This window comes from Pseudarthrobacter sp. CC4, from assembly GCF_048957775.1.
Classification (GTDB): domain Bacteria; phylum Actinomycetota; class Actinomycetes; order Actinomycetales; family Micrococcaceae; genus Arthrobacter.
In genome coordinates, this window is record NZ_JARCCZ010000002.1 from 18,858 (window position 1) to 42,880 (window position 24,023).

Consider the following 24,023-nt stretch of genomic DNA (forward strand, 5'->3'; position numbering starts at 1 on the left):
GGTTCCTGAGACCCGTCGGGATTCACTTGCGCGTTTCGCGCATAAACAGTTGCGCTAAACACGCATCTAACTCTATGATCCTTATCATGGTCGAAGCCGGGTGGCTCTCGATCCCCCTCTCCCCCCGACAACAATGAGGTTGCAACATGCATGTCCCGATCAAGGCCACCATGGAAAAAGTTCCTGGCGGCATGATGCTGATCCCCCTTCTCATCGGCGCCGTCCTGGCCACCTTCGCGCCGGACTCCGCCAAGTTTTTCGGTTCGTTCACGGGGGCCCTCTTCACCGGCGGCACCACCATCCTGGCCGTGTTCTATGTCTGCATGGGTGCAAGCATCGACATCAAGGCCACCCCGTACATCCTGAAAAAGGGCGGTGTCCTTTTCGGCGCCAAGGTCCTGTTCGCGGTCATCATCGGCGTCATTGCCGGCAGGTTCATGAGCGAACTTCCCATTGAGGGCGGGCTGCTTGCAGGCTTGTCCGTCCTCGCCATCCTGGCAGCCCTCAATGACACCAACGGCGGCCTGTACATGGCGCTCATGGGCCAGTACGGCAAGCCGAAGGACGTTGCCGCCTACTCCGTCATGACGCTCGAATCCGGTCCCTTCCTGACCATGCTGACGCTGGGCGTCGCAGGCCTGTCCGCCTTCCCGTGGCAGGCCCTGGTGGGCGCCATCATCCCCCTGCTCCTTGGCGTCCTGCTGGGCACCCTTGACCCGGCCATGCGGAAGTTCCTGTCCTCCGCAGCCCCCGTTCTTATTCCGTTCTTCGCCCTGGCCCTTGGCTTCGGCCTGAACCTCGAAAAGGTACTCAGTGCCGGCCTGCTGGGCATCGCGCTTGGCTTGTTCGTGCTGATCGCCGGCGGCGCTGTGCTCTTCTTCGCCGACAAGCTGAGCGGAGGCACCGGCCTTGCCGGTCTCGCCGCTGCCACCACCGCAGGCAACGCCGCAACTGTCCCCATGCTGGTGGCTGCGGCCAACCCTGCCTACCTTCCCGCCGCCGGACCCGCCACCGTCCTGGTTGCCGCTTCCGTCGTCGTGACCGCCATCGGCTGCCCCCTCATCGTTGCCTGGTACGCCAAGCGCCTTAAAGCCAAGGAAGCCGCAGCAGCACCTGAGGTTGCACACGCAGTATGAACACCACCACGAGCTGGGCAATCATCGCCGACGACCTGACGGGCGCGGCAGATGCTGCCGCGGCCTACGGTCCCACGCACACCAGCTCGGTAATGCTCGACGTCGGCAGCACCTGGCCGGAGGCGGAGATCCTTTCGATCAACACAGAGAGCCGCTACCTGGCGGCGGAGGAGGCGGCCGCGGCCGTCACCTCCGCCGCCGGGCGTGCCTTGGAGCAGGACCGGCGGGTCTTCAAGAAGATCGACTCGCTGCTTCGGGGCAATGTGGGCGCGGAGGTCGCGGCAGCACTGGCAACGGCTACCCAGGGCCGCGGCAGGGGCCTCGCCATTGTGGCTCCCGCCTTCCCGGCCACGGGCAGGACAACGCTGCGCGGCATTGTCCACGTGGGTGGCAGGCAGAACATCGAAGGCCGCTTCGGCGGCGACGTCGGCGGCGCACTTGCCGCGGGCGGCCTCACCGTAGAGGTGCTGGCCGGGGAAGTCGGACGCACGCCGGAGGAACTGGCGGCGCACCTGCGCGGCGTGCAGGAACGCGGGATTGACGCCGTCGTACTGGACGCCTCCTCGGACCAGGACCTGCAAGCCATCGCGGCCGCCGCGGACCTGCTGGACTTCCCCGCGCTCCTGGTGGGCTCCGGCGGGCTGGCCGCGCACATCGCTTCACGCGACGAAGGAACTGCGCGGAATGCGCAGCTGCGGCACGTCAGCAGGACCCTGACGGTGATCGGCAGCTACTCCAGCCTTGCCCGGCAGCAAACCGAGGCACTGGTGGCCGCAGGCGCCGAGCACATCACGCTGGACCACACCGCCCTGGAGGGGCCAGCGGTTGCACGGCTCGTCGCAGAGGCAATGACCCGGAACGACGTGGTGCTGACGCCGGACCCGATGGGGACGGTGGACAAGGCGCAGGCGCTTGTGGTGGCGGAGGCCCTGGCCCGCGCCACGGCAGGGGGCATCGGGCACTGCGATGCCCTCGTCATGACGGGCGGCGAAACGGCCACGGCGGTTCTGAAGGCCCTCGGCACGGGAAGCTTCACCGTCCTCGGGGAGATCGAGCCCGGCGTCGTGATGAGCCTGCTGCCCGAGCCCCTCCCCCTGCTGGTCACCAAGGCCGGCGCGTTCGGAGACGCCGGTACGCTGGCCCGAACCATCCAATTTCTCACCGGCACTACAACTGAAATGAGTATCAAATAATGGGACGCCCGATTGTCGCCATCACCATGGGCGATGCGGCCGGCATTGGTCCGGAGATCATCGTCAAGGCCCTGGCCGACGCGGAACTCCGGTCAAAGGCCCGCATGCTGGTCATCGGCGACCTCCGCCGGCTGCAGCTCGCCGCGGACATCGTCGCCAGCCCGCTGACACTGCGCAAGGTCTCCGACCCGTCGGAGGCGTTGTTCGCCGAAGGCACTATCGACGTGCTCGACATCGACTGCATTCCGGAGGACCTCGCATGGGGTGAGCTCTCCGCCGCAGCCGGCCACGGTTCGTTCCTCTTCATCGAAAAGGCCGTCGCCCTGGCCATGGACCGCCAGGTGGATGCCATCTGCACCGGGCCGCTGAACAAAGCAGCCCTCCACGCCGCCGGCCACAAGTACCCCGGCCACACCGAGCTCCTCGCCGAACTGACCGGCACCGAGGAAGTTTCCATGATGCTGACCGCCCCCAAGATGCGCGTCATCCACGTCACCACGCACATCGGCCTGATCGATGCGATTGCCAAGATCAACGGCGACCTGGTCTACCGGACCATCAAGCGCGGCTACGAACTGCTGCAGGCCTCCGGCATCGAAAACCCGCGGATCGCGGTGTGCGCCATCAACCCGCATGCCGGCGAAAACGGCCTGTTCGGCTACGGCGAAGAGGCGGAGAAGATCCAGCCGGGCATCGAGAAGGCGCAGGCGGAAGGAATCGACGCCTTCGGCCCGCTCCCGGCCGACACCCTGTTCTTCCTGGCCGGCCGCGGCGACTTCGACCTGGTGGTGGCCCAGTACCACGACCAGGGCCACGGCCCGGTAAAGGTCCTTGGCCTGGAGAACGGCGTGAACATCACCGTGGGCCTGCCCGTGGTGCGCACGTCCGTTGACCACGGCACGGCCTTCGACATCGCGGGCAAGAACATCGCGGACCACGAGTCCCTGCTTGAAGCATTGCGGCAGGCAGTGGACCTTGCGCCGGCTCGCGAGGAAGCTCTCTAAGAACCCGCGAGAGACAATCGGCCGGTCAGCGTAGAATTGCTGACCGGCCGTTTCGGTGCTTGAGACAGCCAAACCCCTGGGCCCGTCCAATGGCTGGGACTGTTGAACCCACGGGCCGGAACTAGCATGGGTACCACTGCCACGGGAAGGAGACCGGGAATGCTGAGCGCAAACGCGCGGCGCGAGGAGATCTACCACCTTGCCCTGACCACCGGCCTGGCGTCCGTGGAGGAACTCTCCGCCCGCTTCGAGGTGACGGCCTCCACCATCCGCCGGGACCTGGCGCTGCTGAACGGGCAGGGCCGGCTGGCCCGCACCTACGGCGGGGCCATGGCCCTGGGCGCGCACCCGGAGGCGTCGCTGCGGCAGCGCACCGGCGAGGCGTTCGAGCAGAAGCACGCGATCGCCCGGTGGGCGGCGGCCGTGATCCGGCCCGGTGAGAACATCCTGCTCGACGCCGGCTCCACCGTGGGTGCCCTGGCCCACGAGCTGCGCGGGTTCGAGAAGCTGTCCGTGACCACTCCGGGCATCAACACCCTGCAGGAGCTGGCCGAGTCCGAGGGCATCGAGGTGGACTGCCTGGGCGGCCGGCTCCGCAGCGTTTCGCAAAGTTTTGTGGGGCCCCTGGCCGAGGCGTCGCTGGAGCGGATGAGCTTTGACCGGGTGTTCCTGGGCGCCGACGCCGTCACCGCCGAGGACGGCATCTGCGAAGCCGACCACGCCCAGACCCGGCTCAAGGAGCTCATGGCCAGGCGCGGCCGCGAAGTCTACGTCCTGGCGGACTCTTCAAAGCTCGGGCTGCGGCCGTTCCATGCGTGGGCGCGGCTTGCGCTGCCGTGGACGCTGGTGACGGACGACGGCGCCGACCCCGGGCAGGTGCAGAAGTTCCGGGAGGCAGGGGTGCAGGTTGAGGTGGCTGAGGTCCGGGTCGACGGCCCAACTAAGTAGCGCTAAGTGTCGTTATCAGGGGTCATAACGACACTTAGCGCTACTTAGTTGGGTGGAACCGATTACTGCGGGGCGGCCTGGCTGCTGTCATACCCCAGCGCACGGCTGGCTTCCATTCCCGCCCGGGCAACCACCGGCCCCAGCCGCTCGACGTCGGCAGGCCCGATCCGCTGGGTCGGGAATCCCAGGCCGATGGCGCAGGCGAGCCGCCCGGCGTGGTCGAAGACGGGCGCGCTGATGGAGCCCACGTCCTCGTTCCGTTCCCCGAACGCCGCATAGAACCCCTGCTCCTTCGCCACCGCTGCCTGCTGCCGCAGCAGCTCCAGGGAAGCCGGCGTGTCGGGGGTAAAGCGGTCCAGGCCATGCTCGTCCAGGGCGCCCCAGGCTTCGGGGTCGAACGCCAGGAAAATCTTCCCCGGAGCTCCGGCATGCAGCGGCATCACCATGCCCACCATGAACGGGCGCATCACCACGTGCCGGGTCTCGGCCACGGCAACGATTGTCCGGAACGCGCCGTCGCGGACGTACAGGCACGCCGTTTCGCCGGTCTCATCGCGCAGCTGCTGCAGGACCGGCTTCACCAGCCGGACCACGTCCAGCCCGAACGTCCCGGGGGTAGCCCAGCGGACCAGCCCGATGCCGATCCGGTAACGGTCGCCCTCGCGGTCCAGGAAGCCCTCCCGCAGCATGTTCTGCACCAGGCGCTGGCAGGTGCTGGACGGCAATCCGGTCTTCCGGATGATCTGCTGCAGCGTGGGCTCCGGCTCCTGCACCGAAAAACAATCCAGGATCTCCGCCACCTTGTGCAGGACCAGCAGGGGTGAAGCCCCGGCACCCGCTTCCGTTGCCACTGTCTTCAAATTTCCCTTCAGTACTTTTCCTCGAACAGCCTCCAGCTTAGTGAGCAGGAAGCAGGACCTGGGATGTGACCCGTTTGACATTAGACGCGAGCAACCCACATCATGGGATCAGAACCCACTCTATGGGTTGCACGCAAGATCCCCATCACAACGACGTGGAGAAACCATGAGCACCCCCGACATCACCTGCGAAACCGCTCCCGAGCCCAAGCGCCCCGGGACCAGCCGGGTGGGACTGATCGTCCCCAGCTCCAACACCACCATGGAGACCGAACTGCCTGAACTGTTCCGGCGCCAGGCCGAAGCGACCGGCCACGAGTACACGTTCCACTCGGCCCGCGCCGGCATGAAGAAGGTCACCCGGGAAGAGCTGCTGGCCATGGTGGGCAAGGCAGCCGGCTGCGCCGAAGCAGTCTCCGACGCGGACGTGGACGTCATCGCCTACGCCTGCCTCGTTGCCGTCATGGCCCAGGGCCCCGAAGCCCACGAGGGCTCGGAGAAAGTCATCGCAGAAGCCGCCGCCGGCAACGGGCACCCAGCCCCGGTCACCAGCAGCGCCGGCGCCCTGGTGCGCACCCTGCAGGAAATCGGTGCCGGCAAGGTGGCCATGATTACCCCCTACATGAAGCCGCTCACCAAGATGGTGGTGGACTACATCGAAGGCTCCGGCATCACGGTGCTGGACGCCATCAGCCTCGAGGTGGCGGACAACCTTGAGGTCGGCTGCCTTGACCCGCAGAACCTGCCCGCGCTTGCCCGCAGCCTGCAGCGCGAAGGCGCGGACGCCGTCGTACTCTCCGCCTGTGTCCAGATGCCGTCGCTGGCTGCGGTCCAGGCCGTGGAGGACGAGCTCGGACTGCCGGTCATCACGGCGGCCACGGCCACCACGTACGAGATCCTCAAGGCTCTCGGCCACCGGCCCGCCATCACCGGAGCCGGCAGCCTGCTGTCCGGCGCCGGCGTCCTCACCCCGGCGAACTCCTAGGCGGCCGGCACCATGTCTCTTTCAATCATCGCGTTCCTGGTCCTGGTGGCGGCCTTCGCCATCGGTTCCTTCACCAAGATCAATGCCGGCCTGCTGGCCACCGTTGCCGCGTTCGGCGTCGGCACCCTCCTTGCAGGCATGTCCATCAAGGACGTCATCGGCCAGTTCCCCGCCGGGCTCTTCTTCATCCTGGTAGGCGCCACCCTGCTCTTCGCCATTGTTCGGATCAACGGCACCATCGACCTGCTGGCCTACTGGGCTGAACGGCTCGCCGGCGACCGGAAGATCCTGGTCCCCATCCTGATGTTCCTGCTGACGGCCGCCCTGGCTTCAGCCGGCGCGTTCACCCCTGCCGCCATCGCCATCGTGGCCCCGGTGGGCCTGGCGCTGGGCATGCGGTTCGGCATCAGCACCCTGGCCATGGGACTGGTCATCGTCCAGGGCGCCAATGCCGGCGCCTTCTCCCCGGTCAACCCCTTCGGCGTGCTGGCCAACAAGATGCTGGACGGCGCCGGAGCCTCAGACGGTTCCTTCAAGCTCTACGCCTACTGCTTCGTCTTCAATGCCATCCTGGCCGCCATCGCCTACGTCCTGGTCCAGGCCATCATGAAGCGCCGCATGGCCAAGGCGGAGGCGCGCCTCCAGGCCGGTGAGACCGGCGGTGCAAAGCACGACGGCGGCGCTGCCGCTCCCGCTGTCAGCAGCGCTTCAGCTCCCTCCGGGTCCGGAACGGCTGTTCTCACCGCCCCGGCGCAGACCGTGGTGGCCGCCGGAACCAAGACCCGCCCCGAGAAGGTGGCCGCAACCCCCATGCGGATCCTTACTTTGGTGGGGATCGCCTCGCTGCTGGTGCTCACCACTGTCCTGGGCATCGACGTCGGCGTCGCTTCGCTGGTCATAGCCGCAGTGCTGATCGTCCTGGACTCGAACGTGCAGAAGCCGGCAGTGGAGAGCATGCCGTGGTCTGCGATCATCCTGGTGACCGGCATTGTCACGTACGTGGGCATGCTCGAAAAGATGGGTGCGCTGAAGGAACTGCAGGAAGGCATCGCCGGCCTGGGCAACAGCTCCCTTGCCGCCCTGATCACCAGCTATGTGGTGGCCATCGTCTCGGCCTTCGCCTCCACCACCGGCACCCTCGGCGTCATTAGCCCGGTGGTCGCACCCATCGCCATGGATCCATTGCTGACGCCCATCGGGGTAGTGACGGCCATTGCCATCAGCTCCTCGGTGGTCGACGTGAGCCCGATGTCCACCAGCGGCGCCCTGCTGATGGCGAGCGCCCAGCCCAAGGACGAGCGGATGTTCTTCCGGGCGCTGCTGCTCTGGGCCATCGCAATGATCGGCGTAGTGCCGCTCCTCGTGTGGTTCGTGTTCGTCCAGTTGGGCCTCGGCTGATCACCGTCCATCTGAAAGGGAAGGGATGTCCTGCGTGGCAGGGCATCCCTTCCCCTTCTTTACGCGGCCTCGCTTCGTTTGACGCGGCCTGGCTTCCGCCGGTCTCAGTCCTTCGGGCGGAAAGGCCCCGGCCAGTCCTTGAGCCGGATCCGTTTGAGTTCCTGGACGGCGCTCTGCGTGCCCCACTCGTCCAGCCCCAGCCGGGACAGCGGCTCCAGCAGGTCAATCCGAGGGTGGCTTCCCTCCAGCACCTCGTCACTCACCGCTGCGTGCGTCACTTCGCCGAAAACCAGCGTGGAGTCCCCCATCGGCAGGACGGAATGGAGGCGGCATTCGAGCACCGCCAGCGATTCCTTGACCCGCGGCGCAGCCACGGTGAGGCTCGGCTCCCGGGTGAGGCCGGCGGCGTCAAACTCACTGACATCGGGCGGAAAATTGGTGCCGGTGGCGTTGACCTCCTCCAGCAGCGCTGCCGGGGCGAGGTTCACCACGAATTCTTTGGACTCGGTGATGTTGCGGAGCGAATCCTTCTCCCCCACCGAGGTGAACTGCACGATGGGCGGATTCGTGGACGCCACGGTGAAGAACGAGTGCGGGGCCAGGTTGTCAACGCCCTCCGGCGAGACGCTCGATACCCAGGCGATGGGCCGGGGCACCACCACCGCGGTGAGCAGCCGGTAGAAATCACCGGCGGACATGGTTGCGGGATCGAAATCAGTGCGCATACTGCCAGACTAGCGGTCAGGGAAGCTTGGGAAGGAGAGAGGATATGACGTTCCAGCCATACCGTTCACCGTCAACCGGGTGCGGGGTGCGCGCCGTCCTCTTCGACACCTTCGGCACGGTGGTGGACTGGCGCACCGGCGTCGCCCGGCAAGCGGCCGAGTTCGCCGCGGCACATGGACAGGATCTCGACGCCGAGGCGTTCGCCGATGACTGGCGCGCCCTCTACCAGCCGGCAATGGAGGCGATCCGCACCGGATCCCGCGAATTCGCCACCCTGGACACACTCCACCGCGAAAACCTGGACCAGGTGCTCCGCCATCACGGCTTCGATCCGGACCGGCTGGACGCAGGAACCCTAGAGGAGTTGAACACGTCCTGGCACCGTCTGCCCCCATGGCCGGACAGTGTGGAAGGCCTGGCCGCCGTCCGCCGCAGCTACATCGTGGGTCCCCTCTCCAATGGCAACACCTCGCTGCTACTGGACATGGCCAGAAACGCCGGCCTTCCATGGGACGTGATCATCGGCTCGGACATTACGCGCACCTACAAGCCGCTGCCCGCGGCCTACCTTCGGACTGCGGAGTTCCTGGACCTCAGACCGGGTGCCGTGATGCTCGTGGCCGCCCACAACAACGACCTGCGTGCTGCCCGGGAGGCCGGTTTGGCCACTGCGTTCATCGCCCGCCCCACCGAATACGGCCCCGGCCAGGTTGCTGATCTGACGCCGGAGAGCGACTGGGACCTCTCGGCGTCGAGCATTCCGGAGCTGGCGGACCGGCTCGGAGCCTGAACCGGCTCAAACTGCTGAAGGGTTGCCGGTCCAGCTCCGGGCCGGATCAGGCATCAAGCCGCTTGCGCAGGAGGCAGAACTCGTTGCCCTCAGGGTCGGCCAGGACGTGCCATGGCTCGTCGCCTGTCTGCCCGACCTCGGCCGGGCGGGCCCCGAGGGCAAGCAGGCGTTCCAGCTCGGCGTCCTGGTCCCGGTCCACGGGGTTGACGTCGATGTGCAGGGGGAGGCGACCGGTCCGCGGATTGTTGCTCGGGCTCAGGATGATGGTGGGCTGCAGGCCGCCGAACCCGGTGTCCGGCGGGCCGATCTCGATGGCACCGTCCTCCCGGCCGAGCTCGACATAGCCGAGGACATCGTTCCAGAACCCTGCCAGGAGTTCCGGATTGGCGCAGTTGAGGACCAGTTCGCTGATACGGGAGACCATGACCCCCAGTGTACGGAGGTCCCGGCCGCTGCGGGTGTTCACGCTCCAACTCGTGGAGGCTGGCGTCCTCTCTTAGGCAGGTGATTTGGCCCTCCCCTTAACGGCGGCCACGTCCGTAAAATGGACCATGGTGGTAATTTTCTCCGCGATCGGGCTGCTGTTGTGGATTGCCGTCCTGTTCGCCGCGATGGTCCTGTGCGGCATCATCTGGACCGGCTGCAAGCTGATTCTCTGGGCGATGGACCTGAAGCCCCTGCTCGCCGGGCCCGGAACCCGGCCAAAAGCGCTGGCCAGGCCAGCCGTGGGCAGCACACGGATGGTGGCGCGCGCACCCTCCCCGCCGAAGGTCCCCCGCGTCCAGGACCGGCCGCCGGCACAAGCGCAGCCCGCCTCCGGGATCTGGCCAAAATGGAGCCCGTCGCACAGGCTCTACAAGGCCCGCGAGCTGTCCCTGTGGCAGGAGCAGTTCGACGCCCTGGACTCCCGCAGCTAGGGGTCCGGTTTTCAGCCAGCCGGTTTCCCGGCGGACCCTCCGGCGCGGCCTCTGCGCCGGAGGACGAGCCGTGCAGTGACGGCTGCAATGAGGCCGGCGAGGGTCACCAGCTGCACTTCGTCAAAGGACAGCCCGTCTATGTTGGGCTGCAGCTCCTCCTCGGTGGCCCAGCCGAACCAGACTTCGCTGACCAGGATCCCCGCCACGAAATAGGCCAGGGCTGAATAGAGCCAGAGCCAGCGGGCCACGTGCCAGCCCACGATCAGCTGCGCCACCAGGCCAAAGGCCAGCCCCATGGCCGCCAGCAGGCCAGTCCGGCTATTCCCAAGTCCCAGCTGCTCATGCCAGCCACCTCCCTGCGTCCTCTCCTGCCACTAGCCTCCCCGGCCGCGGTCAGGGCAGGGAAGGGGCGAAGGTCACCGGTGCGGCCGGATGGGACTCTGGGCAGCACCACTGCCGCGGCGCGCGGAGCGAAGATGCTCGACGCCGACTCCCGCCGCCGGTGCCCTGGCCCCCCGAACTGCGCGGTATGAGGAGCTGCGGGTGCCCACTAGGGGCAGGGCATCAACGGAGCGGCCTTCAGTCAGTGGTCCGTGTTCTTGCGCCAAAGCTGGGAAGAAATTGCGCAGGCGTTGAGGCAGCAGGACAAGGATTGCTTCCATGGCCCTGCTTTTCCCACGCTCAGCTGGCGCATGTCCCATGCTGACCAACGGCATATTGCCTCAGCAATTTCATTCGGACTCCGCTGCTCGCAGCTAAGCCGGTTCGTGGCGATGATCAGGTCCCGCACCATAAGAATGACGAATGTTTCGCAATTATTAGAATTACGGGGGGCACAAATGAATATACGCATCGGACGCAATGGAGTGCGAAAGCCGATCACCAATGAAGCTGACCATGTGGTCCGGACGTCGCCGCGTCCGTTGATTTCCCGACGTCGAGTGGCTGGTGCGGCTGTAGTTGCAGCCGTGGTGATATCCACGACGGCATGCGGTCAGTCGGCTGCGTCGTCCAAGGCTGCCCTGACAAGCGAGACCGCGTCCTCCACTGCAACGCCAACACCTACTCCAACAGCGCCGGCGTCATCCGCCTGCATCACCGAAAACGCGACCGAAAAGTACGCGCCCAAAGTCTTCATCTGCACGAAGACCGACGCCGGGAATCTGCTGTGGATGGAGCAGTCGGAATCGAAGCGGGTAACGGACGCGCGGGCGGCAGCGGCCGCCAACGCCGCCGCCGAGAAGGCGGCGGCAGAAAAGGCAGCACAAGAAGAAGCCGCAGCAAAGGCAGCAGCGGAGCAGGCCGCCGCGGAGCAGGCCCGACAGGAAGCTGCTGCCGCAGAAGCGGCCCGCCAGCAGCAAGCCGCGGCTGCAGCAGCGGCCGCCGCGGCGGCCGCAAAAGCCCAGGCGCCTGTGCAGCCCGCCGTCCCCGCAGCCCCTACCGGATGCGATCCAAACTATGCAGGCGCGTGTGTTCCGATTGCGTCCGACGTCGATTGCGCCGGAGGGAGCGGTAACGGCCCGGCGTACGTGAGGGGACCCGTCACCGTTGTAGGGTCCGACATCTATGGACTCGACAACGACCGTGACGGCGTGGGCTGCGAAAGGTAAGCACCCGACCCGTCAGGCAGGTCTGCCTCCTAGGACCAAGGTCCACCAGGAGGCAGACCTGTCGAGCACCCGAAACGACAATTCTTGACTGCAACGCACCGGCGGGGCGTTCAAGCACCCCTACTCGGCGATGTCCTCGGCCCACAGGCCGGGGTTCTTGGCCTGGAAGGCTCGCATCATGTCCACGCAGCGCTGATCATCCAGGACCACCACCTCCACCCCGCGTGACCGCAGGAGCTCCAGCTCGCCGTCGAACGTGCGTGCCTCCCCCACCACCACGCGGGGGATCTTGAACTGGATGATGGTCCCGGCGCACATGGCACACGGGGCGAGGGTGGTGTAGAGCGTGGTGTCCCGGTAGCTCCGCTGCCGGCCGGCGGCGCGGAGCGCGGACATTTCCCCGTGCGCGATCGGATCCGCCTTTTGGACGCGTTCGTTGTGCCCGCTGGCAATCACCACGCCGTCCCGGGCGAGCGCCGCCCCGATGGGGATGCCGCCCTCGGCCAGGCCCTTTTGGGCGGCCTGGTAGGCGGCTTCGAAGGCGGGAAGGCCGGCGCTGTCCGGTTCCGGCGCGGCGGACTGATGCTGCTCGTGGGTCATGGCGCCATTGTTGCACCCCTGGCCGCCACGCGGTGCGATCCTGCCGGCGGCCTCGGTCCCTGCGTCCGGCTGCCTGCAGGCCTACTTCGGCACGGTGATTCCCAGCCGGGCCATGCGCCGGTAGATCGTGGCGCGGCTGATCCCCAGTTCCGCCGCGGCAGCGGCAACCGTTATCCCGGGCCGGGAGAGGCACCTGGCAATCTCGTCCCGCTCAACAGCCTCGATCCGCGTCAGCCGGGGACCGGAGCGGCCCAGCAGCGCAGCTGGCAGGTGCCGGACATCGATGGTTTCCGTGCGCAGGGCCGCGTCCTGGACCATCCCGAAGAGTTCGTCGATGTTGCCCGGCCACCCATACGCGGTCAGCGCACGTTCGGCGGCAGGCGTGAAATCCACCTCCCGCATTCGGGCCTGGCGTGCGGCGTATCGGGCCAGGGGCATCACGTCGGGTCCGCGGTCCCGCAGGGCCGGGACCGGCACCACTGTCTCCACCAGCGCAGCCAGGGGCGCCGGGATGGCGGTGAGCTCCTCCGCGGTCACGGCCCAGCTGACGGCGGACGGATGGTCTGCGGATCCCCGGACACGCGAGCTGACCGCACGGGCGCTGAGCTCCTGCGCGGCCCAGGCCGGGAGGAGGTCGATGTTTTCCACGATCACCGCGGTGTGGGGCTTGGACAGCTCCGGCGTCCAGAGCGACAGCCAGGCTTCAACATCCAGGGGTGCCGGGACCGCAGCGCAGAGGATGCGGCTACCGGGGTGCGCCTGGCGGATGGCCTGGCCCAGGAGGGTGGAGCGGCCGGTCCCCGGTTCTCCGACGGCGGCCGCCACCTTGCCGGAAACCAGCGCCGCTGCCGCGCTGTCCAAGGCCTCGGTCCACGGCAGGGACATGGCCCGCAGCGTGCCGGACCCGGGTTCCAGCCGTCCCCGCTGCACCCGGAACACCCCGCCCCTCGGGCAGGGTTTCGGCTGCCGGCCCCCGGATTTGGCATGCATCAAAGCGGACATGGTGCTCGCGGCGGACTGGGCCAGTGCGAGCAGCAGCTCCGGGGAGGACTTGGACCAGGTGGTGATGTTGACGCTGCCCTCAAGGTGGCCGCTGAGAGGATCAAGGACCGGGACGGCAGCGCAGGTGTAGGTGCGCAGGCTGGCGCTGTAGTGTTCCTCGGCGCGGACCAGGCTCGGTGTGCGGTCGGCCAGGGCCAGGCCCAAGCCGGTGGTTCCCGCCTCCCGCTCCGAGAATGCGAAGCCCGGGGCCAGGTGCACCTTGTCCAGCGCCCGCAGCAGCGACGTGTCTCCGCTGAACCGGTTGAGCACCAACCCGTCGGCGTCCGTAAGCATCAGGCTCAGCGGCTCGTTGGCCAGGGTCTGGTGCAGGCCGGTCAGCACCTCCTGCCCGCACTGGTAGAACAGTGAGTCGGCGTCCACCGACCCGGCCCAGACCGGGTCCACCTCCTCGGCTGAAACGCCGTATTCCTCGCTCCGCTGCCACGACGCGAGAAGGCGCCGCGAGGCAACCGCAAGTTCAGCGCCCGGGACGCCGCGGTCTGGCCGCGGCACTGGCACGTTCCTATTCGGCACCATTGCCGTCCTCCTTGTCCTGCGTCATTCGAGAGTACGTGGCCGGGGCCGGGACGGCGAGACCCTCGTGTCTCAAATTGAGACACCGGTCACATGTTGACGGGCACGGAACCGCCCTAGCCTCGTTGGTGTCGCGACTATGGCAGTCGCGGGGAGGAGAAGAACATGTACAGCAAGGACGGCGAGAACTACTTCATCGTTGACGCCCACATCGCCCTGTGGGACGCCCGGCCGGAGAACCAGCGCAACGTTCACGGCAAGCAGTTCATCGATTGCTTCTACGACTACCACCGCAACCTCTCCCCCGATGAGGAGCTGTGGACTTACGAGGAATACCTGTACCAGGGCGGCGAGCGTTTGATGAAGGACCTGTTCGAGGACGGCTACGTGGACCACGCCATCTTCCAGCCTGCGTACCTGGGCGAGTTCTACAAGAACGGTTTCGGCCAGACGCAGGAGGCGTACGGCCTGGCCGCCGCGCACCCGGACAAGCTCACCTACAACCACTGCTTTGACCCGCGCGACGGCGAACGCGGCCTGGACCGGCTCCGCGCGGACCACGAAAAGATGAAGTTCACGGGGGTCAAGCTCTACACCGCGGAATGGCACGGGGATTCCCGCGGCTACAAGCTCTCCGATCCGTGGGCCTACCGCTACTTCGAGGAGTGCCGGAAGCTCGGCATCAAGAACATCCACGTCCACAAGGGCCCCACCATCCGGCCGCTGGACCGGGACTCGTTCGATGTATCGGATGTGGACCACGTGGCCTCGGACTTCACTGACCTGAACTTTATTGTGGAGCATGTGGGCCTGCCGCGGCTGGAGGATTTCTGCTGGATCGCCACCCAGGAACCCAACGTCTACGGCGGCCTCGCCGTCGCCATGCCGTTCATGCACACCCGGCCCCGCTACTTCGCGCAGATCATCGGAGAACTCATTTACTGGATCGGCGAGGACCGGCTCTTCTTCTCCAGCGACTACGCCCTGTGGACCCCGCGCTGGCTGGTGGAGCGCTTCGTGGACTTCCAGATCCCGGAGGACATGACCGAGTACGCTCCGATCACCACCGACCAGAAGAAGAAGATCCTCGGCCTGAACGCCGCGAAGATGTACAACATCCCGGTGCCGGCAGAACTTCAGCTGCCGGACGCCGGGGAAACGGCCACGGGCCCGCGCCAGCCGGAGCGGGCGGACCTGGCGGGCGCGGCATGACGGCGGCACTGACTGAGCGCACCGTCCGGGGCGTGACGGCGCTGGACCGTGCGGCGCAGGACGTCCGGCAGGCACTGGGCAGCGTGCTGGATCCCGAACTCGATGAGCCGATCACCGATCTGGGCTTCGTGCGGTCCATTGACGTGGCCGGCGCGGCGGACGGCGCCGTGGTGGCCGTGCACCTGCGGCTGCCCACCTCGTTCTGCTCCCCGAACTTCGCCTACCTCATGGCGTCGGACAGCAAGGACGTGGTCTCGGCACTCCCCTGGGTGGGAAAGGTGGTGGTGGAACTCGATGACCACCACGACTCCGCCCTGATCAATGCCGGCCTCGCGGCGGACGCCGGCTACCGGGGCACCTTTGGCCACGAGGCTGAGGACAGCCTGGACGAGCTGCGGCTGATGTTCCGCCGGAAGGCGCACACCGCCGCCATGGAACGCTGCCTGACCGAACAGCTGCGCGCCGATCCCGCGCTGTCCGAAGCGAACGTGGGGACGGTGCGGCTGGGTGACCTGCCGGCGGGCCGGACCAAGGACGCATTAGTACGACGGCGGACGGCGCTTGGCCTGCCCGCGGAACCTGCCGCCGTCGTACTTGTTGACCATGACGGCCGCCCCTATCCCGCCGAGCATGTGCCGCTGGCGCTGCGGCGGGCGCGTTCCACGCGCATTTCCATCGACGGGAACGCGCACTTCTGCCGGGGCCTGCTGCGCACCCGATACGCCGGCTCGGGCGCCGACCAGACGGACCGGCCCGAAGGGGCCGAGCCCGCCGACCATCACCACCTGCTTTCGTTCACAGTCAAGGAGACCCACCCATGAACACCATGCGAGCCGTCCAGGTGGTCGGCTACCACGAAGGCCTGAAGATGACCGAGGCGCCCATCCCGGAAGTGGCCGGGGCGTGGGACGTTGTGGTCAAAATCGGAGGGGCCGGCGTATGCCGGACGGACCTGCACATCCTGGAGGGCCAGTGGGCCGAGAAGTCCCAGGTGGAGCTGCCGTACACGATCGGCCATGAGAACGCGGGCTGGGTGCACGCCGTGGGCAGCGCCGTGACCAACGTCAAGGAAGGCGACAAGGTGATCCTGCACCCGCTGATCACCTGCGGCCTGTGCCGCGCGTGCCGTTCCGGCGACGATGTGCACTGTGAGAACAGCAGGTTCCCCGGCATTGACACCCACGGCGGGTACGCCGAGTATCTCCTCACCTCAGCCCGCTCGGTGGTGAAGATCGATGATTCGCTGGAGCCTGCGGACGTGGCGGCCCTTGCCGACGCCGGGCTGACCGCCTATCACGCCGCCGCCAAGGCAGCGAAGAGGCTGAAGCCGCGGGACACCTGCGTGGTGATCGGTGCCGGAGGCCTAGGGCACATCGGCATCCAGGTGCTGAAGGCCCTCACGCCCAGCCGGATCATCGTTGTGGACCGCAACCCCGCAGCGCTGGAGCTGGCCAAGTCCATCGGCGCGGACGAAGGCGTGGTGGCGGACGGCAGCCAGGTGGAGCGGGTGCTGGCCCTGACTGGCGGCCATGGCGCGGAGGTGCTGATCGACTTTGTGGGCGAGGGCGGGGCCACGTCCGAAGGCATTGCCATGCTGCGCCGCGCCGGCGACTACTTCGTGGTGGGCTACGGCGAGAACATCAGCGTGCCCACCATCGACATCATCTCCTCGGAAATCAACATCATCGGCAACCTCGTGGGGTCCTACAATGACCTGCAGGACCTGATGGCGCTGGCCGCCCGGGGGGCTGTCACGCTGCACACCCAAAAGTACAAGCTGGACGACTTCCAGCAGGCCATCAGCGACCTGGATGCCGGCAAGGTCCGTGGCCGAGCCATCCTGGTGCCCTGATCCTCCCATCCATCGAAGGAGAACCAATGATTTTCATTACCGCGAAATTCCCGGTCAAGCCGGAGCACGCCGACGCGTGGCCGGAGATCTCACGGGAGTTCACTGACAAAACCAGCGCCGAGGAGGGCTGCCTGTTCTTCGAATGGGCGCGCTCCCTTGCCGACCCCAACACCTACGTCCTGATCGAGGCGTTCCGCGACGACGAGGCCGGCGGTGAACACGTGAAGTCGGATCATTTCAAGAAGGCCACGGCCGAGCTGCCGGCGTACCTGGCCCGGACTCCGGACATCGTGAACGTCAAGGTGGACGGCTGGTCCGAACTCGGGGAGCTCGCCGTCAAGTAAGCCCTGGGCCACGCCAGACTTCCTCGCGTACCGGCGTGTCCCAACGGTGGTCCAGATGTCAACGGTGCTGCCATCCGGACCACCGTCGTTTTCAGGACGCCTTCCGTCCCGACGGCGGCCGGAGGGCTACCGCCAGTGCTGCAGGGGAATCGCCTCCTGTGCGTTGATGCTCACCAGCATGGTCCGGTTGCGTGCCCCGGTCTTGCGGAGGATGGAGCCCACGTGCTTCTCAACCGTCTTCACGGAAATCTCCAGCTCCCGGGCAACTTGCTTGTCCGCCATGCCGCGGATGACCATGTCGTGGACCTCGCGTTCGCGCGTCGTGAATTGAACGGACCCGGCGTCGGCAGCGGAGCCGCTGATGAGGTGGTCGAAGATTTCGCCTTCCATCGAGGCTTCGCCCTGACCTGCAGCCACGATAATGCGGGCCATGGTTTCTCCATTCGCACGCCGGTTGATGAAGCCGCGCACACCTGCTTGCCGGGCGGAGCGCACCTGCTCCACGGTGGGGTTGTCCGTGAGCACAACAACCGCGACACCAGGGTCGAACTCGCGGATCCGGGCAAGAAGCCCGGTGGTGTTCTGGTGGACCATGTCCAGATCCATCAAAATCACGTCCGGGCGCAGCAATTCGTAGGCGTCGCAGAGCTGCTCGGCCGAGGTCACCTCAGCGCTGACCTGGATAGCGGGCTCGGCGATGCCCAGCAGCCGGACCAGGCCGGCGCTAATGATCGGATGGTCATTGGCAATCAGGATCTTCCACTGCGGCTGCCCGGACGCCTCCGGCGCAGGTGCACGGTCCGGAAGGGTGGCCCGCACCTTGGTCCCCCATCCCGAAGTGGATTCGATGTGCAGGTCGCCGCCCAGGTGCACGGCCCGGGACGTCATGCCGTGCAACCCCAGGCATCCGGACGGAAGCGTGGTGTGGTCACCGTGGGCTGCGGCGAGGTCGAAGCCTTGACCGTTGTCCTCCACGACGATGGCGAGCGCGCCGCGCTCGTAGATCAGTCCGGCGCGTACCGTCGTGGCGCGCGCGTGGACCACCACATTGTTCAGCGCCTCTTGGACAATCTTGAATGCCTGGTGCGCGATCTCGGGCGCCAGCGGGCGGGGCTCGCCGATCACTTTCAGCTGGGTTCCGGCGCCGGTCATCGACTCCACCCATACCAGTTCCGCGGCAATGGCGTCATCAAGGGTCCGGCCGGCGAGCGCGGCCGGACCCATGCCCAGGACCGTGCGGCGGGTCTCGGCCAGGGCATCGTGGGCAATGGTCCGGGCTCTGCTGAGGTGCGGAGTGATGGCATGTTCCGCCCCGTCGAGCCTGCTGGCTTTCTCAGCCTCGTCCAGGCTGAGCAGCAGGGCAGCAAGGGCCCGGCCAACGGTCTCGTGCACGTCGCGGACCGCACGTTCGCGTTCGGCGGCCACGGCAGCCTCGAGTTCACGGGCCGAGGCTTTGGAGTGCAGTTCCGAGTTGGCCAAGGCAATTGCGGCATGGTTGGCCAGGAGTTCGGCCAGCCGGGCTTCCTCTGGAGTGAACACCCGGCCCGGCTCCGGGCTGAAAACAATGAAGGCGCCCACGATCTGCTCGCCCCATTGGATCGGGACACCGATCACGGCGCAGTCCCACCGCGGATCCGTCGGTGGGATATGCCCGCGTTCAACGCTGCTGTATGCGTCGAGGATGACGGTGGACCGGCTGCTGACTACCTGGCCGGTGAAGCCCTCCTTCAGGGAAAAGGTCTGGCCCTCCTGGCATCCGACGCCGATGTCCACTTTTTTGGTGTAGGTGCCGCTGGCCTCGTTGACCAGGGCGATCGACCCCGATGCGCACCCCAGCAGGGAGGTAGCGTGGCCCAGGATCCGGGCCAGCAACGGCTGCAGCTCAAACCGGCCGGCGAGGTCCCGGGCGAGGGCGACGACCGTGTCCAGCTTGCCCTGCGTGTCTTCGGCGTCGTGCAGGCTGCGGATCACGGTATCAGGTTCCGTCTCGGTGTCTGTCATTCTCGTCCTCCTTGACGAACCGTGCGTCGCAGGTCCTCCGGCGGTGCACTGGTGATCTGTCCCACCATAATGGCACCTCCCACGCCGGTCTGCGTGCGGGATAACCCGCATCCCGACGGCGGGGAAGTCCTCATACCGCCGCTCCCGGATAGGTGGTTTCGTGGAAGACACGAAACCACACAACAGGGACGGCTCTCACGGTGGAGGTAAGACTGATGGCCCGCATCGGAATCCTGACCAGCGGCGGCGACTGCCCGGGGCTTAACACGGTTATCCGCTCGTGCGTGCTGCGCGGGATCCGCGTCCACGGCGACGAGTTTGTTGGCTTCACGGACGGCTGGCGCGGCCTCGTCGAGGGCAGCACCATCAACCTGGACTGGATGAGTGTGCGCGGCATCGCGAACCTGGGCGGCACCATCCTTGGCACGTCGCGCTTCAGCCCGCTCGGTGAGGGTGGCGGCGTCGAGCGGATCCAAGCGAATTTGCGCTCCGTGGGCGTGGACGCGCTGATTGTGATCGGCGGCGAGGGCACCATGGCTGCGGCGAAGATCCTGAGCGACGCGGGGATCCCCATCGTCGGTGTGCCCAAGACGGTGGACAACGACCTCTCCGCCACAGACTTCTCCTTCGGCTTCCACACGGCGGTGGAAATCGCCACAGAGGCAATCGACCGGCTCAAGACCACCGGGCAGTCCCATCACCGCTGCATGATCGCGGAGGTCATGGGCCGGCATGCCGGCTGGATCGCACTCTACGCCGGTATGGCCACCAGCGCGCACGCGATCCTCATCCCCGAACAGACGGCCACCCTGGACGAAATCTGCGACTGGGTGGAAGGCCCGTTCCGGCGCGGCCGCACCCCCCTGGTGGTCGTTGCCGAGGGGTTCGTGTCCGCCGACATGACGGAACCGCACGCTGACCGGGGCCTGGACGGCTTTAATCGGCCCAGGCTCGGCGGGATCGGCGAGCGGCTCGCCCCGGTGATCGAGGACCGCACCGGCATTGAGACGCGTTCGACGACGCTGGGCCACATCCAGCGGGGCGGCGCCCCAAGCGCCACGGACCGGGTCCTTGCCACCCGGCTGGGCCTCGCCGCCGTCGACGCGATCCACGAGAGGGCGTGGGGCAAAATGGTCGCCACGCGGGGGGACAAGATCGTCCGGGTGAGCCTGGCCGAAGCCATCGGCAAGCTCAAGACGGTGCCGCAGGACCGCTACGACGAGGCGACGTACCTGTTCGGCTAAGCGAGTCGGTGCGTCCGGCGTTGCGACGAGCGACTACAAAAGCGAGCCAGGACAGAAGCCGGAGCCGGCTACCCGAAAAGGGTGGCCGGCTCCGGCTTCGTACTTCACTCCCTGGCCACCCCAATGATTGGGAGGGCCCTTTAGAACACCCGGATCGGGATCTCGGCCGGGTCCCTGAGCAGTGACTCGATCTCGTCGTCGAGCTTGACCAGGGTGATGGACGCCCCGGCCATGTCCAGGGAGGTGCAGTACTCGCCGACGTAGCTGCGGCCGACGCTGATGCCCTGCTCGGCGAGGCGCTTGTGGGCCTGGCCGTAGAGCAGGTACAGCTCGCTGATGGGGGTTCCGCCCAGGCCGTTGATCATGAGTGCCACGCGGTCCCCGTCGCCGAACGGCAGGTCCTGGACGATCGGAGTGAGCATTTCCTCGACGATCTCGTTGGCGCTCATCATGGCCGCCCGACGCCGGCCCGGTTCACCGTGGATGCCGACGCCGATCTCGATCTCGTCCTCACCGAGTTCGAACAGCGGGCTGCCCTTGGACGGCGGGGTGCAGGCGGTCAGTGCGACGCCCATGCTGCGGGTGACCGAGTTGACCTTCTCACCGATCCGGATCACCTCGTCCAGGTCCGCGCCGCGCTCGGCGGCGGCGGCGACAGCCTTGATGACGAAGAAGTTCCCGGCCACGCCGCGGCGGCCGATCGTGTAGGTGGAGTCCTCCACGGAGACGTCGTCGTTGATGAAGAGGGTCCTGACCTGGATGCCCTCGGCGGAGGACATTTCCTGGGCCATGTCGAAGACCATCTTGTCGCCGGTGTAGTTGTTCACCAGCAGCAGCACGCCTTTGGGCGAGGCCATCATTTTGGTGGTCTCGTAGACGTAGTCGAACGGCGGGGCGGCGAACACGTCGCCCGGGCAGGCGGCGTCAAGCATGCCCTTGCCCACGATCATGACGTGCGCGGGTTCATGGCCGGAGCCGGAGCCCTGCACGATCGAGACCTTGTTCTGGTCCGGGCCGTCAGCGCGCATGATCAGGTTGTATTCGGGGACGTACTTGAGGGTCTCGGGGTTGGCCAGGGCCAGCCCTTCGAGCATCTCGGGGACGAACTGTTTGGGGTCGTTGACGAACTTTTTCATGTGATCTCCACGTCGTTGTGCTGGTCAGGTTGATGGGAAGGCAAACAGGGCTAACGCTGGTCCCAGCCCTCGGTGATGCGTTCAATGATGATGGCGATCGCTACCGCGCCGGCGTCCGGGGAGCCGATGCTGCGCTCGCCGCTGTAGCTGGCCCGGCCCCGCCTGGCCTCGAGCTTGCTGGTGGCGTCCGCGCATTCCCTGACGGTTTTCGCGAACGCGGCCCGGCATTCGGCGGCCCCGGCACCGGCGGCGAGCTGGCGTTCCAGCTCGTCGGTGGCCGGGACGAGTGCGTCCAGCAGGGTCTTGTCTCCCAGGCTCGCGCCGCCCCGGGCCATGATGCCCTCGGCGGCGGCGCGCAGCATGGCGACGGCGGCGGTGCCGTCGATGGTGTCCACGGTCTTCGCCGCGGCGGAGGCGCGCAGAAACGCGGTTCCCCACAGCGGGCCGGAGGTGCCGCCGATCCGGCTTGAGATCGCCAGGGCGATCTGCTGCAGGAACGTGGGGACGTCGTCGCGCTTGAAGCTGTCCCAGTCCTGCAGGACCTTCTCGAAGCCGCGGGCCAGGGAGTAGCCCAGGTCGCCGTCGCCCACGACGGCGTCCAGGTCGCCGAACTCCTTTTCCTTATCGACTGCAGTCTGCGCGAGGGTGCGGACGACGTATTCGACGTCGGCGAGGTCGGTGGCGGTCATGGGGTCTCCGTGGGGGTCGAATGGGCGGCGGGGTTTGCGGCGCCGGTGCCTGGCCTGGGCGTGGACAGGATGGCCTGCAGCGTCGCGAGGGTCACGACGCCGGAAACGTCGACGCCGGCGTCGTTAGCCAGGACTTCGGTGGCCTCGCCGGCGGGGTCGCCCAGCGAGCTCACCACGAGCGAGGCGCCGGTGAAGTCCTCCTCACGGGTGTAGCCACTGACCGTGACCAGGGTTCGCAGTCCCGCGCCCAGGGCGGCGCGCAGGCCGTTGGCGCTGTCCTCAACCACGATCGCGTCGTCCGGGTCAAGGTTCAGCTCCCTGAGCGCGAGCAGGTAAATGTCCGGGGCGGGCTTCTTCGCCGGGACGACATCGCCGGCAAACACAGCGAAATGCTTCGCGAGGTCCTCGCCGACGGCGTGCGTGAGGACGGCGCGGACGGCCGGCTCCGCCGAGGTGGAGGCCACCGCGAGGGTCCATCCGGCGTCATGCGCTTCCTGGACGATCCGGGCGATCCCGGGCCGGGCGGGCATGACTCCGGACGCCACCATGTCCTTGTAAACGGCGGTCTTCCGCTGGTGCCATGCCAGAATGGCCTTGTCCACGGCGGCGTCGTCTTTCAGGCCCAGGCTATGGGCGAGTTCCGGGGTGAGGATGCTGCGCATCCGTTCCTTGCCGCCCCCGATCTTGACCTTCTCCGCGTACTCTTCGACGCTCCACTGGACCGGGACGTTGAAGTCGGTGAAGGTACGGTTGAAGGCCGGGAGGTGGCCGTGCTGTTCGGTGTCGGCGAGGACGCCGTCGCAGTCGAAGATCAGGGCCGGCATCAACGACCGCCCTTGCCGGCGCTGCCGAACTGCTCGGTCAGCTCCTTGACCATCGCCATGACCTCCCCGCGTGTGTGCTTGAACAGGGACGGCGGGTCCCACTTGTTGTCCTGCTCGGCCTGTTTGAGGAAAGCCAGGGAGGACTGCATGAACGTTTCCTTCAAGGCGGTGGAGATGTTGACCTTCGCGCAGCCGCGGGCGATCAGGTCCGCGAACTGCTCCTGGCTCAGGCCGGACCCGCCGTGCAGGGCGATGGGGATGTGCCGGGCCTCGACGATCTCGGTGACCCGGCCGAGGTCGAGCACCGGGGCAGCCTTGTAGGAGCCGTGCGCGTTGCCGATCGAGGGTGCAAAGACGTCGATGCCCGTGGCGTCGATGAAGTTCAGCACCGTTTCCAGGCTCTGCTGGGGGGCGACGTCGTCCGAGCCGTGGTCATCCTCGACGCCGGTGATCGCCTCGATCTCGCCTTCCACTTGGGCGCCGTACTGCCGGGCCTCGGCAACCACCTCGATGGTCTGGCGCTGGTTTTCCTCCACCGGCATGCTGGAGGCGTCAAAAAGCACGGAGTTCCAGCCGGCTTTGAGGCATTCGGTGAGCACCTCCCGGTCCGGGCAGTGGTCCAGGTGCAGGGTGACGGGGACCTGGATGCCGGCGGTCAGCGACTTCCACATATCGAACAGCTGGCGGGAGCCGATGCTGCGGACCGTCTTCACCGAGGTCTGCAGGATGACCGGGGAGTTTGCTTCCTCGGCCGCGGCGAGGACCGCTTCCATGGTCAGGTCGTTGAAAATGTTGATGGCCGGAACGCCGTAGCGGGCGTGAAAGGCCGGATCGACTATGTCCTTGAGGGGCACAACACCCATGGGAAACCTCCTTGTTTGGCTGCCTTCAACGCTAAGCGGGCTTTCCTTTTCCGGGTACGGGGGGAAACCCGCACCCGGGCTTGGGGGTCATCCCCACCTGTTGCGTGCGGCAGGTC

At 67.0% G+C, this 24,023-nt stretch carries 25 protein-coding genes; 14 read left to right on the forward strand and 11 right to left on the reverse strand.

Features of this window, described 5'->3' with window-relative positions; genetic code table 11:
* Window positions 1-146 precede the first annotated feature (146 nt).
* The 4 genes from PV768_RS01330 to PV768_RS01345 all read left to right on the forward strand — a co-directional run bounded on the left by PV768_RS01330 (window position 147) and on the right by PV768_RS01345 (window position 4,281).
* Window positions 147-1,136, forward strand: a complete 990-nt coding sequence (locus PV768_RS01330; RefSeq protein WP_421092035.1) for a 2-keto-3-deoxygluconate permease — start codon at window positions 147-149, stop codon at window positions 1,134-1,136.
* Window positions 1,133-2,329 (forward strand): four-carbon acid sugar kinase family protein, encoded by a 1,197-nt coding sequence (locus tag PV768_RS01335; RefSeq protein WP_421092036.1) that lies wholly within the window; start codon window positions 1,133-1,135, stop codon window positions 2,327-2,329. The genes PV768_RS01330 and PV768_RS01335 overlap by 4 nt, the downstream gene beginning before the upstream one ends.
* Window positions 2,329-3,333 carry a 4-hydroxythreonine-4-phosphate dehydrogenase PdxA gene (gene pdxA, locus PV768_RS01340; protein ID WP_421092037.1) on the forward strand — a complete coding sequence of 335 codons (1,005 nt, stop codon included), beginning with the start codon at window positions 2,329-2,331 and terminating at the stop codon, window positions 3,331-3,333. The genes PV768_RS01335 and pdxA overlap by 1 nt, the downstream gene beginning before the upstream one ends.
* A gap of 159 nt (window positions 3,334-3,492) precedes the next feature.
* A complete protein-coding gene (locus PV768_RS01345; protein WP_421092038.1) occupies window positions 3,493-4,281 on the forward strand; it encodes a DeoR/GlpR family DNA-binding transcription regulator in 789 nt (262 codons plus the stop codon).
* A 62-nt stretch (window positions 4,282-4,343) separates the two neighbouring features.
* Here PV768_RS01345 and PV768_RS01350 read toward each other — a convergent pair whose 3' ends face one another.
* Window positions 4,344-5,132, reverse strand: a complete 789-nt coding sequence (locus PV768_RS01350; protein WP_421092039.1) for an IclR family transcriptional regulator — start codon at window positions 5,130-5,132, stop codon at window positions 4,344-4,346.
* 175 nt (window positions 5,133-5,307) lie between these two features.
* Between PV768_RS01350 and PV768_RS01355 the strand changes: the two genes are divergently transcribed.
* Together PV768_RS01355 and PV768_RS01360 are read left to right on the forward strand one after the other, a co-directional pair.
* Window positions 5,308-6,126, forward strand: coding sequence for a maleate cis-trans isomerase family protein (locus PV768_RS01355; RefSeq protein ID WP_421092040.1), 819 nt, complete (start codon window positions 5,308-5,310; stop codon window positions 6,124-6,126).
* Between the two features lie 12 nt (window positions 6,127-6,138).
* A complete protein-coding gene (locus PV768_RS01360; protein WP_323056312.1) occupies window positions 6,139-7,524 on the forward strand; it encodes an SLC13 family permease in 1,386 nt (461 codons plus the stop codon).
* 104 nt (window positions 7,525-7,628) lie between these two features.
* Here PV768_RS01360 and PV768_RS01365 read toward each other — a convergent pair whose 3' ends face one another.
* Complete coding sequence (locus tag PV768_RS01365) at window positions 7,629-8,249, reverse strand: flavin reductase family protein (RefSeq protein WP_323056313.1); 621 nt, start codon at window positions 8,247-8,249, stop codon at window positions 7,629-7,631.
* 44 nt (window positions 8,250-8,293) lie between these two features.
* Between PV768_RS01365 and PV768_RS01370 the strand changes: the two genes are divergently transcribed.
* Window positions 8,294-9,040, forward strand: a complete 747-nt coding sequence (locus tag PV768_RS01370) for a haloacid dehalogenase type II (RefSeq protein ID WP_421092041.1) — start codon at window positions 8,294-8,296, stop codon at window positions 9,038-9,040.
* Window positions 9,041-9,086: 46 nt separating this feature from the next.
* Here PV768_RS01370 and PV768_RS01375 read toward each other — a convergent pair whose 3' ends face one another.
* Window positions 9,087-9,464, reverse strand: coding sequence for a VOC family protein (locus PV768_RS01375; protein WP_421092042.1), 378 nt, complete (start codon window positions 9,462-9,464; stop codon window positions 9,087-9,089).
* Between the two features lie 127 nt (window positions 9,465-9,591).
* Between PV768_RS01375 and PV768_RS01380 the strand changes: the two genes are divergently transcribed.
* Window positions 9,592-9,957 carry a hypothetical protein gene (locus PV768_RS01380; protein ID WP_421092043.1) on the forward strand — a complete coding sequence of 122 codons (366 nt, stop codon included), beginning with the start codon at window positions 9,592-9,594 and terminating at the stop codon, window positions 9,955-9,957.
* Window positions 9,958-9,968: 11 nt separating this feature from the next.
* Here PV768_RS01380 and PV768_RS01385 read toward each other — a convergent pair whose 3' ends face one another.
* Window positions 9,969-10,253: a hypothetical protein gene (locus tag PV768_RS01385; RefSeq protein ID WP_421092044.1), complete on the reverse strand. Its 285-nt coding sequence runs from the start codon at window positions 10,251-10,253 to the stop codon at window positions 9,969-9,971.
* Window positions 10,254-10,925: 672 nt separating this feature from the next.
* On the opposite strand from PV768_RS01385, the gene PV768_RS01390 reads away from it, so the two are divergent.
* A complete protein-coding gene (locus PV768_RS01390; RefSeq protein ID WP_321215587.1) occupies window positions 10,926-11,567 on the forward strand; it encodes a hypothetical protein in 642 nt (213 codons plus the stop codon).
* Window positions 11,568-11,687: 120 nt separating this feature from the next.
* Here the strand turns inward: PV768_RS01390 and PV768_RS01395 are convergent, their stop codons facing one another.
* Window positions 11,688-12,167 carry a nucleoside deaminase gene (locus PV768_RS01395; RefSeq protein ID WP_421092045.1) on the reverse strand — a complete coding sequence of 160 codons (480 nt, stop codon included), beginning with the start codon at window positions 12,165-12,167 and terminating at the stop codon, window positions 11,688-11,690.
* A gap of 81 nt (window positions 12,168-12,248) precedes the next feature.
* Complete coding sequence (locus tag PV768_RS01400) at window positions 12,249-13,721, reverse strand: helix-turn-helix domain-containing protein (RefSeq protein WP_421092046.1); 1,473 nt, start codon at window positions 13,719-13,721, stop codon at window positions 12,249-12,251.
* 186 nt (window positions 13,722-13,907) lie between these two features.
* Between PV768_RS01400 and PV768_RS01405 the strand changes: the two genes are divergently transcribed.
* From PV768_RS01405 to PV768_RS01420, 4 genes are read left to right on the forward strand one after another with little or no spacing between them, the layout of a single operon-like run.
* Window positions 13,908-14,954, forward strand: a complete 1,047-nt coding sequence (locus PV768_RS01405; protein WP_321215584.1) for an amidohydrolase family protein — start codon at window positions 13,908-13,910, stop codon at window positions 14,952-14,954.
* Window positions 14,951-15,775, forward strand: coding sequence for an iron-sulfur cluster assembly protein (locus PV768_RS01410; RefSeq protein ID WP_321215583.1), 825 nt, complete (start codon window positions 14,951-14,953; stop codon window positions 15,773-15,775). Before PV768_RS01405 ends, PV768_RS01410 begins: the two co-directional genes overlap by 4 nt.
* The gene (locus PV768_RS01415) at window positions 15,772-16,806 is read left to right on the forward strand and encodes an NAD(P)-dependent alcohol dehydrogenase (RefSeq protein WP_310114733.1); all 1,035 of its coding nucleotides are present in this window, start codon (window positions 15,772-15,774) and stop codon (window positions 16,804-16,806) included. The genes PV768_RS01410 and PV768_RS01415 overlap by 4 nt, the downstream gene beginning before the upstream one ends.
* A 26-nt stretch (window positions 16,807-16,832) precedes the next feature.
* A complete protein-coding gene (locus tag PV768_RS01420; protein ID WP_321215582.1) occupies window positions 16,833-17,150 on the forward strand; it encodes a putative quinol monooxygenase in 318 nt (105 codons plus the stop codon).
* Between the two features lie 126 nt (window positions 17,151-17,276).
* On the opposite strand, the gene PV768_RS01425 is transcribed toward PV768_RS01420, so the two are convergent.
* Window positions 17,277-19,151 carry a GAF domain-containing protein gene (locus tag PV768_RS01425; RefSeq protein ID WP_321215581.1) on the reverse strand — a complete coding sequence of 625 codons (1,875 nt, stop codon included), beginning with the start codon at window positions 19,149-19,151 and terminating at the stop codon, window positions 17,277-17,279.
* A 215-nt stretch (window positions 19,152-19,366) separates the two neighbouring features.
* On the opposite strand from PV768_RS01425, the gene PV768_RS01430 reads away from it, so the two are divergent.
* Complete coding sequence (locus PV768_RS01430; RefSeq protein WP_321215580.1) at window positions 19,367-20,395, forward strand: ATP-dependent 6-phosphofructokinase; 1,029 nt, start codon at window positions 19,367-19,369, stop codon at window positions 20,393-20,395.
* A 140-nt stretch (window positions 20,396-20,535) separates the two neighbouring features.
* Here PV768_RS01430 and dhaK read toward each other — a convergent pair whose 3' ends face one another.
* From dhaK to PV768_RS01450, 4 genes are read right to left on the reverse strand one after another with little or no spacing between them, the layout of a single operon-like run.
* Window positions 20,536-21,531, reverse strand: coding sequence for a dihydroxyacetone kinase subunit DhaK (dhaK, locus tag PV768_RS01435; protein ID WP_321215579.1), 996 nt, complete (start codon window positions 21,529-21,531; stop codon window positions 20,536-20,538).
* Between the two features lie 50 nt (window positions 21,532-21,581).
* A complete protein-coding gene (gene dhaL / locus PV768_RS01440; protein WP_421092047.1) occupies window positions 21,582-22,220 on the reverse strand; it encodes a dihydroxyacetone kinase subunit DhaL in 639 nt (212 codons plus the stop codon).
* Entirely contained in the window at window positions 22,217-23,044 is an 828-nt protein-coding gene (locus PV768_RS01445) for an HAD-IA family hydrolase (protein WP_421092048.1), read from the reverse strand. The genes dhaL and PV768_RS01445 overlap by 4 nt, the downstream gene beginning before the upstream one ends.
* Window positions 23,044-23,907, reverse strand: coding sequence for a class II fructose-bisphosphate aldolase (locus tag PV768_RS01450; protein ID WP_321215577.1), 864 nt, complete (start codon window positions 23,905-23,907; stop codon window positions 23,044-23,046). The genes PV768_RS01445 and PV768_RS01450 overlap by 1 nt, the downstream gene beginning before the upstream one ends.
* Window positions 23,908-24,023: the final 116 nt, after the last annotated feature.

Excerpts from the sequence above, each read along its gene's own strand:
- dhaL (WP_421092047.1), bottom strand. The coding sequence starts at position 22,220 with ATGACCGCCACCGACCTCGCCGACGTCGAATACGTCGTCCGCACCCTC.
- PV768_RS01430 (WP_321215580.1), top strand. The coding sequence starts at position 19,367 with ATGGCCCGCATCGGAATCCTGACCAGCGGCGGCGACTGCCCGGGGCTT.
- PV768_RS01450 (WP_321215577.1), bottom strand. The coding sequence starts at position 23,907 with ATGGGTGTTGTGCCCCTCAAGGACATAGTCGATCCGGCCTTTCACGCC.
- PV768_RS01385 (WP_421092044.1), bottom strand. The coding sequence starts at position 10,253 with ATGGGGCTGGCCTTTGGCCTGGTGGCGCAGCTGATCGTGGGCTGGCAC.
- dhaK (WP_321215579.1), bottom strand. The coding sequence starts at position 21,531 with ATGAAAAAGTTCGTCAACGACCCCAAACAGTTCGTCCCCGAGATGCTC.
- PV768_RS01370 (WP_421092041.1), top strand. The coding sequence starts at position 8,294 with ATGACGTTCCAGCCATACCGTTCACCGTCAACCGGGTGCGGGGTGCGC.
- PV768_RS01335 (WP_421092036.1), top strand. The coding sequence starts at position 1,133 with ATGAACACCACCACGAGCTGGGCAATCATCGCCGACGACCTGACGGGC.
- PV768_RS01395 (WP_421092045.1), bottom strand. The coding sequence starts at position 12,167 with ATGACCCACGAGCAGCATCAGTCCGCCGCGCCGGAACCGGACAGCGCC.
- PV768_RS01415 (WP_310114733.1), top strand. The coding sequence starts at position 15,772 with ATGAACACCATGCGAGCCGTCCAGGTGGTCGGCTACCACGAAGGCCTG.
- PV768_RS01360 (WP_323056312.1), top strand. The coding sequence starts at position 6,139 with ATGTCTCTTTCAATCATCGCGTTCCTGGTCCTGGTGGCGGCCTTCGCC.
- PV768_RS01445 (WP_421092048.1), bottom strand. The coding sequence starts at position 23,044 with ATGCCGGCCCTGATCTTCGACTGCGACGGCGTCCTCGCCGACACCGAA.
- PV768_RS01380 (WP_421092043.1), top strand. The coding sequence starts at position 9,592 with ATGGTGGTAATTTTCTCCGCGATCGGGCTGCTGTTGTGGATTGCCGTC.
- PV768_RS01375 (WP_421092042.1), bottom strand. The coding sequence starts at position 9,464 with ATGGTCTCCCGTATCAGCGAACTGGTCCTCAACTGCGCCAATCCGGAA.
- PV768_RS01410 (WP_321215583.1), top strand. The coding sequence starts at position 14,951 with ATGACGGCGGCACTGACTGAGCGCACCGTCCGGGGCGTGACGGCGCTG.
- PV768_RS01425 (WP_321215581.1), bottom strand. The coding sequence starts at position 19,151 with ATGACAGACACCGAGACGGAACCTGATACCGTGATCCGCAGCCTGCAC.
- PV768_RS01405 (WP_321215584.1), top strand. The coding sequence starts at position 13,908 with ATGTACAGCAAGGACGGCGAGAACTACTTCATCGTTGACGCCCACATC.
- PV768_RS01365 (WP_323056313.1), bottom strand. The coding sequence starts at position 8,249 with ATGCGCACTGATTTCGATCCCGCAACCATGTCCGCCGGTGATTTCTAC.
- PV768_RS01345 (WP_421092038.1), top strand. The coding sequence starts at position 3,493 with ATGCTGAGCGCAAACGCGCGGCGCGAGGAGATCTACCACCTTGCCCTG.
- PV768_RS01420 (WP_321215582.1), top strand. The coding sequence starts at position 16,833 with ATGATTTTCATTACCGCGAAATTCCCGGTCAAGCCGGAGCACGCCGAC.
- PV768_RS01355 (WP_421092040.1), top strand. The coding sequence starts at position 5,308 with ATGAGCACCCCCGACATCACCTGCGAAACCGCTCCCGAGCCCAAGCGC.
- pdxA (WP_421092037.1), top strand. The coding sequence starts at position 2,329 with ATGGGACGCCCGATTGTCGCCATCACCATGGGCGATGCGGCCGGCATT.
- PV768_RS01330 (WP_421092035.1), top strand. The coding sequence starts at position 147 with ATGCATGTCCCGATCAAGGCCACCATGGAAAAAGTTCCTGGCGGCATG.